Origin of the sequence: Micromonospora sp. NPDC023966, assembly GCF_040639095.1 — a bacterium.
In the GTDB taxonomy this organism is placed as follows: domain Bacteria; phylum Actinomycetota; class Actinomycetes; order Mycobacteriales; family Micromonosporaceae; genus Micromonospora.
The window spans coordinates 176930-192401 of record NZ_JBEZZJ010000001.1 but is presented as its reverse complement, the minus strand read 5'-3'; the positions used below and the strand labels follow the sequence as shown (position 1 = coordinate 192401).

The window sequence follows — 15472 nt, the reverse complement described above, 5'->3', positions numbered from 1 at the left end:
CCGGGGACCTCGGTCAGAGGCGGTAGACCACCGCGTCGCCGACCTCTTCCCGGGTCACGCCCAGCCCGTCGACCGGCCGGTCGAGCATCCCCTCCCACGGGGTGCCGCCGAGCCGGTCGCGGAGCACCACCACGTTCTTCACGCCGAGCCGACGCAGATAGTCGACGCTGCCGAAGTCGGGAAAGCTGACCGTGGCCTCGCGCACCTGGGCCTGCGAGTGCGGGGTGAAGCCGCTGCCGCCGTTGACCATCGGCTGGAACCGGTGGGTCGACCAGAGCATCACCGGCTGGTCCAGGTTCTGGCTGCTCGGCAGCACCAGCATGGGGCCGTCCACGGTCCGCATCACCGCCGGCTGTCGCGGCACCACCGGGTGCGGGGTGACGTTCAAGCCCTCCACCACGATCAGCAGCAGGGGCACCAGGGTGGCCAGCCGCAGCCACGGACCCGGCCACGGCGGGACCCGCTCGGCGGCGAGTTCGCGTACCCGGGCGCAGAACGCGGTGACCGCGCCGGCCGCGAGGAGGCCGAGCAGGAGGGTGGTCCAGAGCATCATCCGGCCCGGCGTCCGCAGCCCGTTCCAGCCCGGCAGGTGCTCGAAGAGCGGCACGTAGGTGAACCGGCCGTCGAGGAACCGGGTGCCCATGGCCAGCGCCATCGTCACCAGCACCCCGGCCAGCAGGAAGAGCCGGTGGCGAACCCGCCAGACCGAGAAGAAGAGCCCGCCGGCGGCCAGCGCGTAGAGCACGAAGCCCGGCAGCAACGTCATCTCCGGGTGCCAGGGCAGCACGGCCCGGGCGCCCTCGTGCAGCTCGCCCCAGATCCGCGACTCGGCCGGGGCAGTGAAGAACCCGCTGGCCGGCGGCGAGTAGAGCTGGATCTCCCCCAGCGTCCGCGCCGCGTTCGGGTGCAGCTCCGCGACCTTGAAGTACGGCACGGCCAGCAGCGCGCCCACCGCGGCGAAGACCAGCCCGCCGAGCAGGTCGGCGAGGAACAGCCGCCGGCCGAACGGGCGCTTCACCCGGCGCCGCCGCGCGAACCAGATGACCGCCGAGACCAGCACGACAGCGGCCAGCAGGTACGCGAAGGGCAGCCCGATGCCGAAGCCGAGGCTGAGCTGCCAGGCCGCCACCAGCCAGCCGGCGAACGCCCAGCCGGCGTGCCGGCGCCGTGGCCGGTAGCCGTACCGCAGCGACCAGCCGTGACCGCGGGCGAGCATGGCCAGCGCCAGCGGGATGCCGCCGTTGGAGATGACGTGCAGGTGCCCGGCCTGGGCCAGCAGCCACGGGGCGTACGCGTAGCTCGCCCCGGCCACCGCGCCGGCGATCCGGCCCGCGCCGAGCTGCCGCGCCAGCGCGTACGCCCCGAACGTGGCGAGCGCGTGGGCCAGCACGAACATGATGTTGTAACGCAGCAGGGCGTCCTCGGGGCCGGCCCCGATCATGCCGGCCGGGGCGTAGCCGAGCAGGGTGTCGGAGAAGGCGAAGCTCCACGGCTCCGGAAAGAACGTGTTCGAGGTCCACAGCTGCGCCGGGTCGGTCAGCAGGGTGTGCCCGGACCAGGCCATCTGCCACGACTGGAGGCTCGGGTCCCAGTAGTCCTGCGGCAGCGTGTAGCGCGGGTAGCGCAGCGTCGGCCAGGTCATCAGCACGGCCAGCGCCAGCGAGGCGACGGCCGCCAGGGTCCACTCGTGCACCAGGAACCGGCCCACCGCGCGGACCACCCGACGGGGCCGGGTGAGCACCGGGTCGGGGGCGGGACCGAACGCGGTCCAGGGGTCGCCGGGCTGCTCCCCGTCCTTGTCGCCGGTCTTGGCCTCGTCGCCGGTGCCGGCCTTGCCTGCCTCGACCTTGCCCGCCTCGGCTTTGTCGTCGGTGCCGGCCTTGTCGTCGGTCTCGGCCTTGTCGGGCTCGGCCTTGTCGGTCCCCGCCTTGCTGGCGGGCTCGGCGTTGTCGATGGTCGTGGCCTTGCCGACGGTGTCGGCCCTGCCGTTGGTTCGGGCCCTGTCGCCCCCTCCCGCGGCGTCGACGCCGTCCCGGCCGGACCGGGGGGCCGTGTCCCTGCTGCCCGCCGCGTTCGGCGTCGCGTCGGGCGGGGTGTCGCCGGTGGCCGGCTCCGGGTCGCTGTCGGCCCGGCCGTCGGTCACGTCGGACTGCTCGGTGGTCATGCCGCGGTGCCCAGCTGGCCGCGCAGGAAGGCGATGTCGGCCGCCTGGCCCTCGACGCCGCCCGGGGTCTCCACGATCACCGGCGCGCCCGCCGCCCGGATCACCGCGACCACCAGCTCCGGGTCGATGGTGCCGCCGGTGAGGTTGTCGTGCCGGTCCTGGCCGGAGTTGAACGTGCCCTTGGAGTTGTTCGCGTGGATCAGGTCGATCCGGCCGGTGATCGCCTTCACCCGGTCGACCAGCCCCAGCAGCTCCTCGCCCCCGGCATAGGCGTGGCAGGTGTCGAGGCAGAAGCCCACCTCGTAGTCGCCGAGCGCGTCCCAGAGCCGGGCCAGCGCGTCCAGGTGCCGGGCGCAGGCGTTGTCGCCGCCGGCGGTGTTCTCGATCAGGATCGGGAGCGGGAAACCGCCGGAGTCCGCCGCGTACGCGAAGGTCTTCCGCCAGTTGTCGAAGCCGACGGCGAGGTCGTCACCCGCGTTGACGTGGCCGCCGTGCACGATCAGCCCCTTGGCCCCGACCGCCGCTGCGGCGGCGGCGTGGCCGAGCAGCAGCTTGCGGCTGGGGATGCGGATCCGGTTGTTCAGCGTGGCCACGTTGATCACGTACGGGGCGTGCACGTAGAGGTCGACGTCGGCGGCCCGCAGGCGCTCGGCGTCCTCCCGCGGCTTCGGGGCCTTCCAGCCCTGAGGATCGGCGAGGAAGAACTGCACCGCTTCGGCCTCCCGGGCGGCCGCCTCGGCCAGCGGGTCGGTCGGATCGACGTGGGCTCCGATTCGCATGCAGGGCAGCCTACGTCGCGCCTCCGACGCACGGGGTTCCCGCGCGCGGGGGTTCGTCGGAACGGATCGCGTCACCACCCGGCCCGGCGTTCGTTGTCCGAGATGGGATCGATGGTCGACGCTCCGCTCGGACACGGGTCCAAAGCGCGTACGGGCGAAGGGAAGACCCCCGGCAACGGGACGCCCCGCCGTGCGGCCCGGCACGACGGGGCGGGATCCGACTCGTCACATCCGACGGCTGGTCACAGAACCAGCCGGGCGAATTCCTCCATTTCCCCCAAGAGGTGACGAGAGCCGTTGTATGGTCAGACCAGGTGACAACACGATAAAGCTCCGCGGGGCGTCCTCGATCCAACCTCATCGGTGTGGTCGTTCCTCCCCAGGTCCCACCCAAGGAATGCGGACGGGACGCCCCGCGGCCCTGTGGACAGGGGTCCACCGCCGGCACGCGACGCCGGAGGTGGGCCCCTGTCGCCGCGCCCGGACGCCGTGGACCACCGGCCCGGGCATGATCGTCCGGACCGGGTATCCTGGTCCGGTTGTCCACGTCCGGCCGGGTTCCCCCGACACCGGCGTGGGCCACGACGCACGACCTCCTGCCACGGAAGGACCGTGGCCGCTTAGCCCACAGGAGGTGAGCACGTCTTGCGTCATTACGAAGTAATGGTGATCCTCGACCCCAGCCTCGAGGAGCGCACCGTCGCCCCGTCGCTCGACACGTACCTGAACGTGATCCGGACCGCGGGTGGCTCGGTGGAGAAGACCGACGTGTGGGGCCGCCGGCGCCTCGCGTACGAGATCAACAAGAAGGCCGAGGGCATCTACGCCGTCATCGACCTCCAGGCGTCGCCGGAGGCCGTGGCTGAGCTGGACCGTCAGCTCCGACTCAACGAGTCGGTGCTGCGCACCAAGGTCATCCGCCCGGAGATGCGCTGAGCATCTAGACCCGGCACGTCCGGATCAAGCCTCATCGACGCTGTCGGAGGGCTCTGAGAGCCTGTAGGGCACAGAGATGAGTGCGCGAGGAGATGGTCATGGCAGGAGACACCACCATCACGGTCATCGGCAACCTGACCGATGACCCCGAGTTGCGGTTCACCCCCTCCGGGGCGGCGGTCGCCAAGTTCCGGGTCGCTTCGACGCCCCGCTTCATGGACAAGGCGTCCAACGAGTGGAAGGACGGCGAGCCGTTGTTCCTCTCGTGCACGGTCTGGCGACAGGCCGCCGAGAACGTCGCCGAGTCGCTGCAGCGTGGCGCTCGGGTGATCGTGTCCGGCCGGCTGCGTCAGCGGTCGTACGAGACGCGCGAGGGTGAGAAGCGCACCGTCATCGAGCTGGAGGTCGACGAGATCGGCCCGTCGCTGCGCTACGCCACGGCGAAGGTGCAGAAGATGTCCCGCTCGGGCGGCGGTGGCGGCGGCTTCGGTGGCGGTGGTGGTGGTGGCCAGGGTGGCGGCGGAGGCAACTTCGACGACCCCTGGGCCTCGGCTGCCCCGGCTCCCTCGCGCGGTGGTTCGGGCGGAAACTTCGACGAGGAGCCTCCGTTCTAATGGCGCCGAGCGCCCGCGATCGCAAACCAGGAGCAAGAGCAATGGCCAAGGCTGCGGCACTTCGCAAGCCGAAGAAGAAGGTGAACCCGCTCGACAAGGACGGGATCACCTACATCGACTACAAGGACACCGCGCTGCTGCGCAAGTTCATCTCCGACCGCGGCAAGATCCGCGCTCGGCGGGTGACCGGCGTTACCTCGCAGCAGCAGCGGCAGATCGCCCGCGCGGTCAAGAACGCCCGCGAAATGGCGCTCCTGCCGTACACGGCCACGACCCGCTGAGAGGAGGCACCGACATGAAGATCATCCTGACTCAGGAGGTGTCCGGCCTCGGTGCCCCGGGCGACATCGTCGAGGTGAAGGACGGCTACGGCCGTAACTACCTGCTGCCGCAGGGCTTCGCGATCGCCTGGACCAAGGGCGCGGAGAAGCAGGTCACGGTCATCCAGCGGGCCCGCGCGGCCCGGGAGATCCGCGACCTCGACCACGCCAACGAGGTCAAGGCCCAGGTCGAGGGTCTGAAGGTCAACCTGAAGGCCCGCGCCGGCGACGGCGGCCGGCTCTTCGGCTCGGTCACCCCGGCCGAGATCGTCGACGCCGTCAAGGCGGCCGGCGGTCCGATCCTGGACCGTCGTCGGCTCGAGCTGCCCAGCCACATCAAGTCGCTCGGCGCCTACCCGGTCAGCATCCGGCTGCACCCCGAGGTGACCGCGAAGTTCGACCTGAACGTGGTCAAGGGCTGACACCCGACAGCACGACGGAAGGGCCCGCACCGGCACCGGTGCGGGCCCTTCCGCATGTTCCGGAGGTTGGCCGCCGGTGGTGGCGTCAACCGATCGGCTGGCCCGTCACCGCGCTGATGATCACGGTGGAGAGGCCGCCGCCCACCACGGCCGCCGCCAGGGCCACCGTCGCCGACCGCCAGGTCGTGCCCACCCCACGCAGCACCATCGCCACCACGAGACTGCTCAGCAGCGCCAGCCCGAACCGCGGCGCCCCCGCCAGCAACGAGGCGACGGCGTGCGTCCGCGGCGAGTCACAACCGCCCCCGGTGATGTCGGTGACGCAACCCGCCGGGGGCTGCCCGTCGAGGAACAGCAGCCCGACGACGAGCAGCAACGCCGGCACCAGGTAGCACGCGGCCGTGTAGACCAGCGGTCGCAGCGGCCCGCCCGGATCCGGGTCGAGCAGGTCGTCCTCCAGCCGGCGGCTCCACGACCCGCCGCCGATCGTCTCCACCCGCCGCTGCAGCGTCGACGACGCGCCGGCCCGCGCCGCCCCCACCGGCTCGACCGGCCGGCGGCGCGGCGTCGGACGCGGCGCCGTGTAGGCGACCATCGGCGACCGCGGGGCCGACGGCGGCGTCTCGGTCCAGCGCGGATCGTCACCGGCCAGCCGCGTCCCGGACCAGAAGCTCTCGGCCTGCTCCGGCGATGCCCAACCCTCCCGGGCCGGCGCCGACGGAGCCGTCCGATCCCACGGGTCGACCTCCGCGTACCGGTCCCCGGCGCCGGTCTCCCGGACCCGGTCCCACTGACCCGTGTCGGCGTGCCGGTCCCACTGGCCGGTGTCCGTGAACCGGTCCCACTCGCCGGTCTGCTCCGTCCGGTCCCAGCGGCTCTCTGCCTGCTCCCACCGGCCCGCGGTGTCGGAACGACCCCACGCGTGCACGCCCGACGCGTCCCACGGATCAACCGCCGGCTGCTGCGCCGGATCCGGCTCGGCCGTCCGGCTGCGCTCCCACGGGTCCACCGCCGACGACCAGGAATCCGCCGCCGGGCGCCGACTGCGCCGGGTCGGCCGGCCGACGTTCCAACGGTCACCGTCGTCGCCCGCCTCGGGCGCGTCCTCCAGCCCCGACCAGGTCACCTGCGGCCGCCGGGTCGCCGCCCGACGCGGCCGGCTCCGCGGGGCCACCCTGGAGACCGGCTCGCCCTCGATCCCGTCGGCCCGCCGGCTCCCCACGTACCCCTGCTCCTGCGGGGTGTCCAGGGTCCACTCGGCGGTGTGCTCCGACGCCGAGCCGGCGCCGATGGCCCGCAGGTCGCGGCGGTCGTCCTCCCAGCGCCGGCCGGTGTCCGCCCGCCGGCCCGCACCCGAGCAGGGCGGCTCGACGTCCTCGCCGTCGTCGGGAGCGGCGTGCCGACCCCCGCCGTCCGCCCGGCGGATCCCGGAATCCAGCGCCCACCGGGGAAGATAGGCGTCGACCGGCTCGCCCTGGCCGCGCTCGACCGCGCGGCGCCGGCTCGGCGTGCGGTAGCGCTCGGGAGCGGACGACTCGACCGGGAGCGGATCGGCGGAAGCGTCCCAGGAGGGGCTCGGCCGGCGCTCGCGCGGGCTGCCCTCCCCGCTTCCCCAGTCCCGGTTTCTCACGGCCGGAGCGTGACCTTTCTCAACCGAAAGTGCAATCCGCTGTCCAGGTGTAGCCGTTCGCAGAGATAGTACGGGACGAACGGCGCCGAAGCTCGACCCGAAATCTTCCGTCCACAGGGTGGGGATTGCAAAACCGCTGGTCAGAGCCGAGTGAGCCGGAATTCCCCATCAGTTGTCCACACCCTGTGCACACCCTGCGCACATGCCTGTGCACCGGCGTCCACAGGTTGTCCCGAGGCTCGTCCACCGGTCCTGTTGAGCGGCTGACCTCGGTATCCGTATCGTGGCCCCCGACCGTCCGGGCGATGGCCCCCGATCGACCGGAGGGTCGTCGGAAGTTGTCACACCCCGGCGGTAGAGCTGGATCCGATCCGACGCAGCAAGGGGGGACCCGTGTCGGTCACCGACGAGACGCGCTCGGACCGGTCCGGGGGGCAACCGCCCGCACCGGCGCAGCGGGACGGCCAGTTCGAGAAGACCCCGCCCCAGGACGTGGCCGCCGAGCAGTGCGTCCTCGGCGGCATGCTGCTCTCCAAGGACGCCATCGCCGACGTCGTCGAGATCCTCAAGTCGAACGACTTCTACCGCCCGGTGCACGCCACCATCTTCGACGCGATCCTCGACATCTACGGCCGCGGTGAGCCCGCCGACCCGATCACCGTGGCCGCCGCGCTCGCCGACTCCGGCGACCTGGCCCGGATCGGCGGCGCGCCCTACCTGCACACGCTGATCGCCAGCGTCCCCACCGCCGCCAACGCGGCGTACTACGCCCGGATCGTGGGCGAGCGGGCGGTGCTCCGCCGGCTGGTCGAGGCCGGCACCAGGATCGTCCAGCTCGGCTACGGCACGGGCCAGGGCGGCAGCCGGGACGTCGACGACGTCGTCGACCTCGCCCAGCAGGCCGTCTACGAGGTGACCGAGAAGCGGGTCAGTGAGGACTTCGCCGTCCTGGCCGACATGCTCCAGCCGACGCTCGACGAGATCGAGGCGGTGGGCGCGCAGGGCGGGGTGATGACCGGTGTGCCGACCGGGTTCAGCGACCTCGACCGCCTCCTCAACGGCCTGCATCCCGGCCAGCTCGTGATTGTGGCTGGCCGGCCCGGTTTGGGAAAATCCACGGCATCTATGGACTTTGCTCGAAATGCTGCTATTCGCGCCAACCAGGCTGCGGCGATCTTCTCGCTGGAAATGAGCAAGGTCGAGATCGTCATGCGACTCCTCTCGGCCGAGGCCCGCGTACCGCTGCACGTGCTGCGCAGTGGCCAGCTCTCCGACGACGACTGGACCAAGCTGGCCCGCTGCATGGGCGAGATCAGCGAGGCGCCGCTCTTCGTCGACGACACGCCGAGCATGAACCTCATGGAGATCCGGGCCAAGGCGCGGCGGCTCAAGCAGAAGCACGACCTCAAGCTGATCGTGGTCGACTACCTCCAGCTGATGACCTCGCCGAAGCGCACCGAGAGCCGGCAGCAGGAGGTCGCGGACCTGTCCCGTGGCCTGAAACTGCTGGCCAAGGAGGTCCAGTGCCCGGTGATCGCGGTGAGCCAGCTGAACCGTGGCCCGGAGCAGCGCACCGACAAGCGACCGCAACTGTCCGACCTGCGTGAGTCCGGCTCGATCGAGCAGGACGCCGACGTGGTCATCCTGCTGCACCGCGACGACTACTACGACAAGGAGTCGCCGCGTGCCGGGGAGGCGGATTTCATAATCGCCAAGCACCGGAATGGCCCGACCGACACGGTGACCGTGGCGGCTCAACTCCACCTGTCGCGCTTCGTGGACATGGCCATCGTATGACCGGGGTTGGTCGCCGGCTGACTCCTGCCGAACGGGAGGAGATCCTCGCCCGTGCGACCAGCGGCGAGAGCATCACCGCCCTCGGCCTGCGCTACGGAGTGACCAGGCAGGCGATTCGGGGCATGCTCCGTCGCAACGGAGTACCGCCCCGCCGTGTGGGGACCTTGACGGACGCCCAGAGATCCGAGGTCGTCAGCAGATTTTTAGGCGGGGCATCGCTCAACCAGATCGCTACGGACTTTGGCGTGACGGCCCCGTCCGTTCGTGGTCTCATCATCCGCCGAGGCATCCAGATCCGTTCGGTATCACAGGGTCTGCGGCACGACGCCTTCGACAGCTTCGAGCCGGACACCTGTTACTGGATCGGGTTCCTGTTCGCCGACGGGTGTGTCAGCTACCGCCGGGGCCACATTCCCCAGATCTCCGTTGGCCTGGCCGAGCGGGACCGGGACCACCTGGTTGCGCTCCGGAATTATCTGGGCTGCGACAACAGCATCTCGCGTACGAGTCCGACCCACGGGTCATGCCAGTTCTCTGTGCGCTCGCATCGGCTGGCGGACCGGCTCGTCGAGTTGGGTCGGTACAAGCAAGCGCTCGACGAACGGCTGGTAGTCTCGCGCGACTTCTGGCGCGGCATCGTCGACGGCGACGGATCGCTCGGCATCTACCGGCGGCCTGCCCCGAGCACTCGGTCCTTTGCCCAGTTCAGAGTGGTGGGCCGGCGCCACGTGCTGGATGCCTTCGTAGCCTTCCTCGGACGCGAAGGGATAACCGGCCTGTCGGTGCGGCCGCACCGGAGCATCTTCACCGTAGGGACCACGTGTGGGCCGGCCGAGCGGATTGCCGCGCTGCTCTATGCGGGTGCCGCAACAGCTCTTGCTCGTAAGGCCGAGACCGCCGCGCGAATGATTGCGCGGCAGCACGAGGGCGCATGAATCGATAGCGTACGGCCTCAGCCGAGCAGCGGGAACCAGCCGGCGGCCTCGCCCAGTTCGAGCCGGTCGCGGTCGCTGAGCGGCACCCGGCCGGTGGCCTTGAGCAGGTAGTCCCGGTCGTCCCAGCCGGTCGGCCGGACCGCCTCGTCGCTCAGCAGTCCGTCCACCGTGGCCACCGCCACCCGGGTGGGAGCCTCGGCGGGCAGCGGCGCGTGCGGCAGGTTCACCACCAGGTCCAGGTGGTGGATGACCGCCTCGGTGGTCAGGGTGGCCAGGAAATCGGGTATGCGCAGCACGTGCCCCTGCGTCGTCACGTACCCGTCGGGGTCGGCGTTGGCGGCCGCCCGGGCGGCGGCGGGCGCGGTGTCGGACCAGAGCTGCACCACGCCACTCGGCCGGTCGAAGGCGGCGGCGGAGCGGCGGACCCACCAGGCGTGCTTCGCACTGACCTCGTCGGCGCCGCCAGGAGTGAACGCGCGCCAGTAGCTGACGTCGTCGACGTCGGCGGGGCCGGGTGCCGGGCTGGCGAGGGCGACCAGCGCCCGTTGCGCGTCGCAGAGCACGTGGAAGAGCAGGTCGGCGACGAGCCAGCCCCGGCAGCGGGTGGGTCGTTGCAGGCCGGCGTCGTCGAGTCGGGTGACGACGGCGGTGATGCCGTCGTACGCCTGCGCCAGCGCCTCGTGCTGCCGGATCGCGGTCATGCCGTGCAGCCTGCCACGGCGTGGCGAAGTCGGCACGCGGCGACGCCGGGCCGGTGGATCGCCGGCCCGGCGTGGCGACGGTCAGTCGAAGAGTTCGCCGAGGAACCCCTGGCGCTTCTTGCGGCGGTAGTGGCCGTGGTAGCCGTGGTGCTGGCCGCCGTACGCGGGCTGGGCGTAGCCGTGGCCGGGCGGCGGGGGCGGCGGGACGGCCCCGTAGCCGGGCTGGTGGGGAGCGGCGGCGGGCGGTGGCGGCGGGGGCGGGGTGTAGCCGCCGCCGGCCGGCGCCGCCTGCCGCGCGCCGTGCTGCTGGTTCCAGTTCGCCTCGGCCTCGAACAGCTTCTCGAGCTCGCCGCGATCGAGGAAGATGCCGCGGCATTCGCTGCACTGGTCGATGACTACTCCGCTGCGCTCGTACTGGCGCATCTCTCCGTGGCATTTGGGACAAGTGAGCTGCATGACACCGAAGGTACCCGGTGGAATCACGCGGTGGCGGTGAGCGCCTGCGTCACCTCGTCGTCGGAGACCTCGTGGAAGTCGTCGTAGTAGGCGCCGACCGCGGCGAAGTCGGGTGGGACCTGGGGGCAGATCACCTGGTCGGCCTCGGCGGCGAGCATGTCGTACGCCTGGTCGGAGCCGACGGGGACGGCCACCATCACGCGGGCGGCGCCGAGGTGCCGGGCCACCTGGACGGCGGCGCGAGCGGTGGCGCCGGTGGCCAGCCCGTCGTCGACGATGACGGCGGTGCGCCCGGTCAGGTCGAGCTGCGGGCGGCCACCACGGTAGAGCCGCTCGCGGCGGTCGAGTTCGGCCTGCTCGCGCCCGCGTACGTCGGCCTGCTCGTCCTCGCCGATGCGGCCAGCGACCATGTCGTTGAGCACCTGCACCCCGCCGGGGCCGAGCGCGCCGTACGCCACCTCGGGGGCCCAGGGCACGCCGAGCTTGCGGACCACCAGCACGTCCAGCGGCGCGCCGAGCCGTTCGGCGATCACCCGGGCCACGGGTACGCCGCCGCGCACCAGCCCGAGCACGATGACGTCGGGTCGTCCGGCGAGCTCGCCGAGCTGGTCGGCGAGCATGCGTCCCGCCTCGGCCCGGTCGCGGTAGGTGGTCATGCCTCAGGTCTACGCCCTCCGGGCGGGCCGTGCCGGGCAGTTGCCGGAAAGCCGGTCAGGGGACGATCTCGCGGCGGTGCTCGGCGAGTGCCAGGGCGGGGGCGGGAACCAGGAGGGCGATCGGGTAGAGCAGGTAGCCGAAGCGGGTCGAGGGCATCAGGAGGATCGCGGCGAGCAGCCCGTACCCGCAGATCAGGGCGGTGGCGGCGGCGGTGCGCGGCGGGCGGCGCAGCAGCCGGACGGCGATCGCCACCCCGACGGCGGCCAGCAGCGCGGCGGCGACCACCCGGCCGGCGGGCAGCGCGGTGGCGATGAGGTGGCCGGGGAACGGGGACTGCGCGGGGCTGGTCACCAGCCCGTGCCCGAGCGGGAAGCGCAGCACGTTCTCGACCAGGGCGTCGCGGTCGACCAGCAGCACGGGGAGCAGCGCGAGGAGCGGCAGGCCGAGGGCGCCCAGGGCGGCGCGCAGGCCGGCCCGGCGGGTGGCGGCCCAGCAGACCAGCACGATCGCCACCGGCCAGGCGAAGAGCTTCAACGCGCCGGCCGCGCCGACCGCGAGGCCCGCGCGGCCGGGCCGGCCGGCGGCGGCCAGGGCGAGGGCGAGCAGGCAGAGCGCGAGTACGGGCAGGTCGTCGCCGCCGGTGGCGAGGGTGAGCGCGCAGATCGGCAGGACGGTGGCTGCCTGCACGGCGCGCAGCAGGGCGGCGTCCCGCCGGTGTGCGGCGGGGCCGGCGGTGGTTCGCAGGGTGAGCACGGCGGCGGCGAGCACCAGCGCGGTGCCCAGGGCGAACCAGACCCGCGCGTCGGTCCACCAGGCGTCGACGGCGGCCCGGGGCAGCCCGAACAGCGCCATCCCGGGCTGGTAGGGGGTGTAGCCGAGCAGTTGCTCGCCGGCGGGCAGGGCGGCGATGGCGTCGTGACCGAGGTAGGGGGTGCCGTGCTCGGCGAGCCGCGCGCCGGCGTGCTCGACCACGATCACCTCCTCCTGCGCCCGGTCGGCCCGCCCGCCGGCTCGCTGGACGCTCTGCGCGACGACGGGCAGCAGGGCGGTGGCGGCCCAGGCGAAGCCGGTGACCGCCCAGCGGGCCGGCAGGCCGGCGAGGGGCGAGCCGGGATGCCGGTGTCGGGCCAGGAGTTGGACGGTCGCGGCGAGCGCCGCCAGCGCGTACCCGATGGTGGCGACTGTGCCCCAGCCGCGATGTGGCAGCAGTGTGGAGGTGGCGGCGGTGACCGCGGCGAACACCGCGGAGACGGCGTAGAGGCCGAGGTCGAGGGCGAGGCCGCCGGCCGCGGTGTCGACCGCCTGCCAGCGGCGGAGGGCGGGGGAGGTCCGGTCGGCGTGGGCGGTCACGCCGGCCAGTCTGGCAGACGTGGAGCGAGTTCCGACCTGCGGATCTTGGTGGGTGGCCGGGGTCAGGGAGCGGGGGTGGCGGTGCGGTTGCGGCCGCCGCCGGTGCGGCGGCCGGGCAGGCGGATCACCGCGCCCGCGTCGTGCAGGGCCGGCGCGAGGGCGCCCGGGCGGCCGCCGGCTCCCCGCTTGAGGGCCGCGAGCAGCGTGCCGGCCGGCAGCGGCCGGGCGAACAGGTGGCCCTGCCCGGCGGCGCAGCCCAGCTCCCAGAGCGCCCGCCGTTGCGGCTCGCTCTCCACGCCCTCGGCCACCACGGTCAGGTCGAGGCTTCGGCCCAGGTCGAGGGTGGAGCGGATGACCGCGGCGGCCTCGGCGGTGCTCTCCATCGCGGTGACGAAGCTCCGGTCGATCTTCAGCTCGTGCACCGGGATCCGGGAGAGCAGCGACAGCGAGGAGTAGCCGGTGCCGAAGTCGTCCAGGGCCAGCCGTACGCCGGAGTCGCGCAGCCGGCTGAGCACCCGGTCGACCACGTCGAGCTGGCTGAGCGTCAGGGTTTCGGTCAGCTCCAGCACCAGCCGGTCCGGCGGCAGGTCGTGCGCGCGCAGCCGGGCCAGCACCGCCCCGGGGAACCGGGCGTCGAGGAGGCTGCGTGGCGACACGTTCACCGAGACGGGCAGGTCGAAGCCGGCGTCCCGCCAGGAGCCGGCGGCGATCAACGCCTGGTCGAGGATCGCCTCCGCGAAGGCGGGCAGCAGCCCGGAGCGCTCGACCGCCTCCAGGAAGCGCAGCGGGTCGATCATGCCGTGTGTCGGGTGGTGCCAGCGGGCCAGCGCCTCCGCGCCGATCACCTCGCCGCTGCCCAGGTCGACGATCGGCTGGAAGTTGACGGTGAACTCGTGGTCGGCGACGGCCCGGGGCAGTTCGCCGCCGAGGGTGAGCCGGCCCAGGTCGGCGGTGTCGCGGGTCGGGGCGTAGGTGGCGATCCGCTGGCCGGCCCGCTTGGCCTGGTACATCGCCACGTCGGCGCGGCGCAGCAGCTCGGGCATCCCACCGCTGGCCGGGGCGACCGCGATGCCGCCGCTGGCCTCCACGCTGATCCGCATGCCGTCCAGGTCGAGCGGCTCGTGCAGCGCGGCCAGCAGCGCGTCGGCCCGGTGCGCGGCCACCGCCGGGGCGGGCAGGCCGCGCAGCAGGACGGCGAACTCGTCGCCGCCGAGCCGGGCCACCAGGTCGTCCGGCCGGGCCGCGTCGCGCAGCCGGTCGGCGACCTGCGTCAGCACCCGGTCGCCGGCGCCGTGCCCGAGGGTGTCGTTGACCTCCTTGAAGTGGTTGAGGTCGATCAGCACCAGGGCCGTGACGCCGTCGGCGTGCCGGTTGGTGAGTTGCTCGGTGCCCTCGTCGAGCAGGTGCCGCCGGTTGGAGAGCCCGGTGAGCGCGTCGTGGGTGGCGGCGTACGCGTGCTCGTCGGCGATGCGGGCCAGCTCGGCGTACGCCTGGGCGTTGCGGACCGCGGTGCAGAGCGCCGACGCGAAGGTACGTAGGGTGTACTGCTCCCGCTCGGACAGCTCGACCGGCCCGGCGAACCGCAGCCGCAGCACCCCGATGTCGGCGGTCTGGTCGTGCCCTTCGAGGCGGGTGGTGAGCACCGAGCCCTCGATTGCGCTGGGCGTGCCGGCCGATCCTCGGAGGGTGATGGCACCGCCGGCCCCGCGAACCAACCGCCGCTCCTCGCGAAGCTCGATGTCGACCTCGTCGGCGGAGAAGAGTTCGGTGGCCTGGGTGACCGCCGTGGTGAGCACCTGGTCGAGGTCGACCACGTTCAGCGCGTCGGTGGTGCGGGCCAGCCGCTGCCAGGCCTCCCGTTCGGCCCGGCTGCGCACCCGGCTGGAGTTGGCCAGGTGCAGGCTCAGCACGAGGGGCGGGACGACCACCAGGAAGGTCGGGTTGAGCCGGAGGATGAGCAGAGTGGACACGACCACCGAGAAGCGGGCGAGCACACTCGCTAGCCGGAGGTCGAGCTGCTGCCGGAAGCGGTTGAGGATCGGCGTCCCGGTGGCGAACGCGAGGACCGGGAACATGAGCAGCTCGTCCAGAACCACGACGGTCAGGTAGGCCAACACCAGGGCGGGCAGGGAGCGGCCGATCGATCCGGACCACGGCCAGGACCAGCCGGCGGCAACCAGGACCAGCCCGCCCGCGGCGGCGAGCGTCATCTCCTTGGCGATGCCGAAGGCCAGCTTGATGGGGGGCAGCCGGTTGATCGTGCGGGCGATCGCGACGCCCAGCCCGGTCGCGAGGATCACCCATGGCACCGGTGCGACCGCCAGCCCGACGACCGACGCCGCGTCCGTCCAGGAAATGCCGTGGGTGGTGGCCCGGATACGGATGCGGACATTGACGGTCGCGGCGACTGCGACGAGGAATGTCAGGGTGACGGCCCGCGTGATGTTGGCCTGGGTCACCAGGCCGTGGGTGCCGATCAGTCGGAGGCTGACCAGAGTCGAGACCCCGGCGGTAAACACGACGAGACCGACTAGCAGCAGCAGCCGCCGATCGGTCCCAGTGTCGCGTGCAGCGTCGCGAGTCACGTCATGGCCTCCACCGCGCTCATCCCGTAGCGGTGCGTGTACCAGTACTGTACGGCCCGCTCAGGCGGCCGGGAAGATCGCTCACATCCAGTCGTTGCCGCGCATCTGCTTAGCCCTTCGCTCGAT

14 protein-coding genes are annotated in these 15472 nt (G+C 72.5%); 6 read left to right on the top strand and 8 right to left on the bottom strand.

The window, feature by feature from the left end; all coding sequences use genetic code 11:
- Positions 1-13: 13 nt before the first annotated feature.
- Both AB0F68_RS00910 and AB0F68_RS00905 read right to left on the bottom strand, forming a co-directional pair.
- Positions 14-2164, bottom strand: a complete 2151-nt coding sequence (locus AB0F68_RS00910) for a hypothetical protein (protein WP_357331796.1) — start codon at positions 2162-2164, stop codon at positions 14-16.
- The gene (locus tag AB0F68_RS00905) at positions 2161-2943 is read right to left on the bottom strand and encodes a deoxyribonuclease IV (RefSeq protein WP_357331794.1); all 783 of its coding nucleotides are present in this window, start codon (positions 2941-2943) and stop codon (positions 2161-2163) included. Before AB0F68_RS00905 ends, AB0F68_RS00910 begins: the two co-directional genes overlap by 4 nt.
- 645 nt (positions 2944-3588) lie before the next feature.
- Here AB0F68_RS00905 and rpsF point away from each other — a divergent pair.
- The 4 genes from rpsF to rplI all read left to right on the top strand — a co-directional run bounded on the left by rpsF (position 3589) and on the right by rplI (position 5235).
- Positions 3589-3879, top strand: a complete 291-nt coding sequence (gene rpsF, locus AB0F68_RS00900) for a 30S ribosomal protein S6 (protein WP_046563719.1) — start codon at positions 3589-3591, stop codon at positions 3877-3879.
- A gap of 80 nt (positions 3880-3959) precedes the next feature.
- Complete coding sequence (locus AB0F68_RS00895) at positions 3960-4493, top strand: single-stranded DNA-binding protein (protein WP_357331792.1); 534 nt, start codon at positions 3960-3962, stop codon at positions 4491-4493.
- Between the two features lie 41 nt (positions 4494-4534).
- Positions 4535-4774 carry a 30S ribosomal protein S18 gene (rpsR, locus tag AB0F68_RS00890; protein WP_013289355.1) on the top strand — a complete coding sequence of 80 codons (240 nt, stop codon included), beginning with the start codon at positions 4535-4537 and terminating at the stop codon, positions 4772-4774.
- 14 nt (positions 4775-4788) lie between these two features.
- Positions 4789-5235 carry a 50S ribosomal protein L9 gene (gene rplI, locus AB0F68_RS00885; protein ID WP_357331790.1) on the top strand — a complete coding sequence of 149 codons (447 nt, stop codon included), beginning with the start codon at positions 4789-4791 and terminating at the stop codon, positions 5233-5235.
- Between the two features lie 85 nt (positions 5236-5320).
- Here rplI and AB0F68_RS00880 read toward each other — a convergent pair whose 3' ends face one another.
- Complete coding sequence (locus AB0F68_RS00880; RefSeq protein WP_357331788.1) at positions 5321-6865, bottom strand: hypothetical protein; 1545 nt, start codon at positions 6863-6865, stop codon at positions 5321-5323.
- Between the two features lie 393 nt (positions 6866-7258).
- Here AB0F68_RS00880 and dnaB point away from each other — a divergent pair, with 393 nt between their 5' ends.
- Both dnaB and AB0F68_RS00870 read left to right on the top strand, forming a co-directional pair.
- A complete protein-coding gene (dnaB, locus tag AB0F68_RS00875; RefSeq protein WP_357331786.1) occupies positions 7259-8662 on the top strand; it encodes a replicative DNA helicase in 1404 nt (467 codons plus the stop codon).
- Positions 8663-8826: 164 nt separating this feature from the next.
- The gene (locus AB0F68_RS00870; RefSeq protein ID WP_357331784.1) at positions 8827-9597 is read left to right on the top strand and encodes a hypothetical protein; all 771 of its coding nucleotides are present in this window, start codon (positions 8827-8829) and stop codon (positions 9595-9597) included.
- A 17-nt stretch (positions 9598-9614) separates the two neighbouring features.
- Here AB0F68_RS00870 and AB0F68_RS00865 read toward each other — a convergent pair whose 3' ends face one another.
- From AB0F68_RS00865 to AB0F68_RS00845, 5 genes are all read right to left on the bottom strand, one after another.
- Positions 9615-10298 carry a maleylpyruvate isomerase N-terminal domain-containing protein gene (locus AB0F68_RS00865; RefSeq protein ID WP_357331782.1) on the bottom strand — a complete coding sequence of 228 codons (684 nt, stop codon included), beginning with the start codon at positions 10296-10298 and terminating at the stop codon, positions 9615-9617.
- Positions 10299-10379: 81 nt separating this feature from the next.
- Complete coding sequence (locus tag AB0F68_RS00860; RefSeq protein WP_357331780.1) at positions 10380-10754, bottom strand: zf-TFIIB domain-containing protein; 375 nt, start codon at positions 10752-10754, stop codon at positions 10380-10382.
- A 23-nt stretch (positions 10755-10777) separates the two neighbouring features.
- On the bottom strand, positions 10778-11410 hold the full coding sequence (locus tag AB0F68_RS00855) for a phosphoribosyltransferase (protein ID WP_357331778.1): 633 nt from the start codon (positions 11408-11410) through the stop codon (positions 10778-10780).
- 55 nt (positions 11411-11465) lie between these two features.
- Entirely contained in the window at positions 11466-12761 is a 1296-nt protein-coding gene (locus tag AB0F68_RS00850; RefSeq protein WP_357331776.1) for a glycosyltransferase 87 family protein, read from the bottom strand.
- Between the two features lie 62 nt (positions 12762-12823).
- Complete coding sequence (locus AB0F68_RS00845; RefSeq protein ID WP_357331774.1) at positions 12824-15346, bottom strand: bifunctional diguanylate cyclase/phosphodiesterase; 2523 nt, start codon at positions 15344-15346, stop codon at positions 12824-12826.
- Positions 15347-15472 lie beyond the last annotated feature (126 nt).

Coding starts and splice junctions, on each gene's coding strand:
- AB0F68_RS00910 (WP_357331796.1), bottom strand. CDS start 2,164: ATGACCACCGAGCAGTCCGACGTGACCGACGGCCGGGCCGACAGCGAC.
- AB0F68_RS00905 (WP_357331794.1), bottom strand. CDS start 2,943: ATGCGAATCGGAGCCCACGTCGATCCGACCGACCCGCTGGCCGAGGCG.
- rpsR (WP_013289355.1), top strand. CDS start 4,535: ATGGCCAAGGCTGCGGCACTTCGCAAGCCGAAGAAGAAGGTGAACCCG.
- rplI (WP_357331790.1), top strand. CDS start 4,789: ATGAAGATCATCCTGACTCAGGAGGTGTCCGGCCTCGGTGCCCCGGGC.
- AB0F68_RS00865 (WP_357331782.1), bottom strand. CDS start 10,298: ATGACCGCGATCCGGCAGCACGAGGCGCTGGCGCAGGCGTACGACGGC.
- AB0F68_RS00860 (WP_357331780.1), bottom strand. CDS start 10,754: ATGCAGCTCACTTGTCCCAAATGCCACGGAGAGATGCGCCAGTACGAG.
- AB0F68_RS00855 (WP_357331778.1), bottom strand. CDS start 11,410: ATGACCACCTACCGCGACCGGGCCGAGGCGGGACGCATGCTCGCCGAC.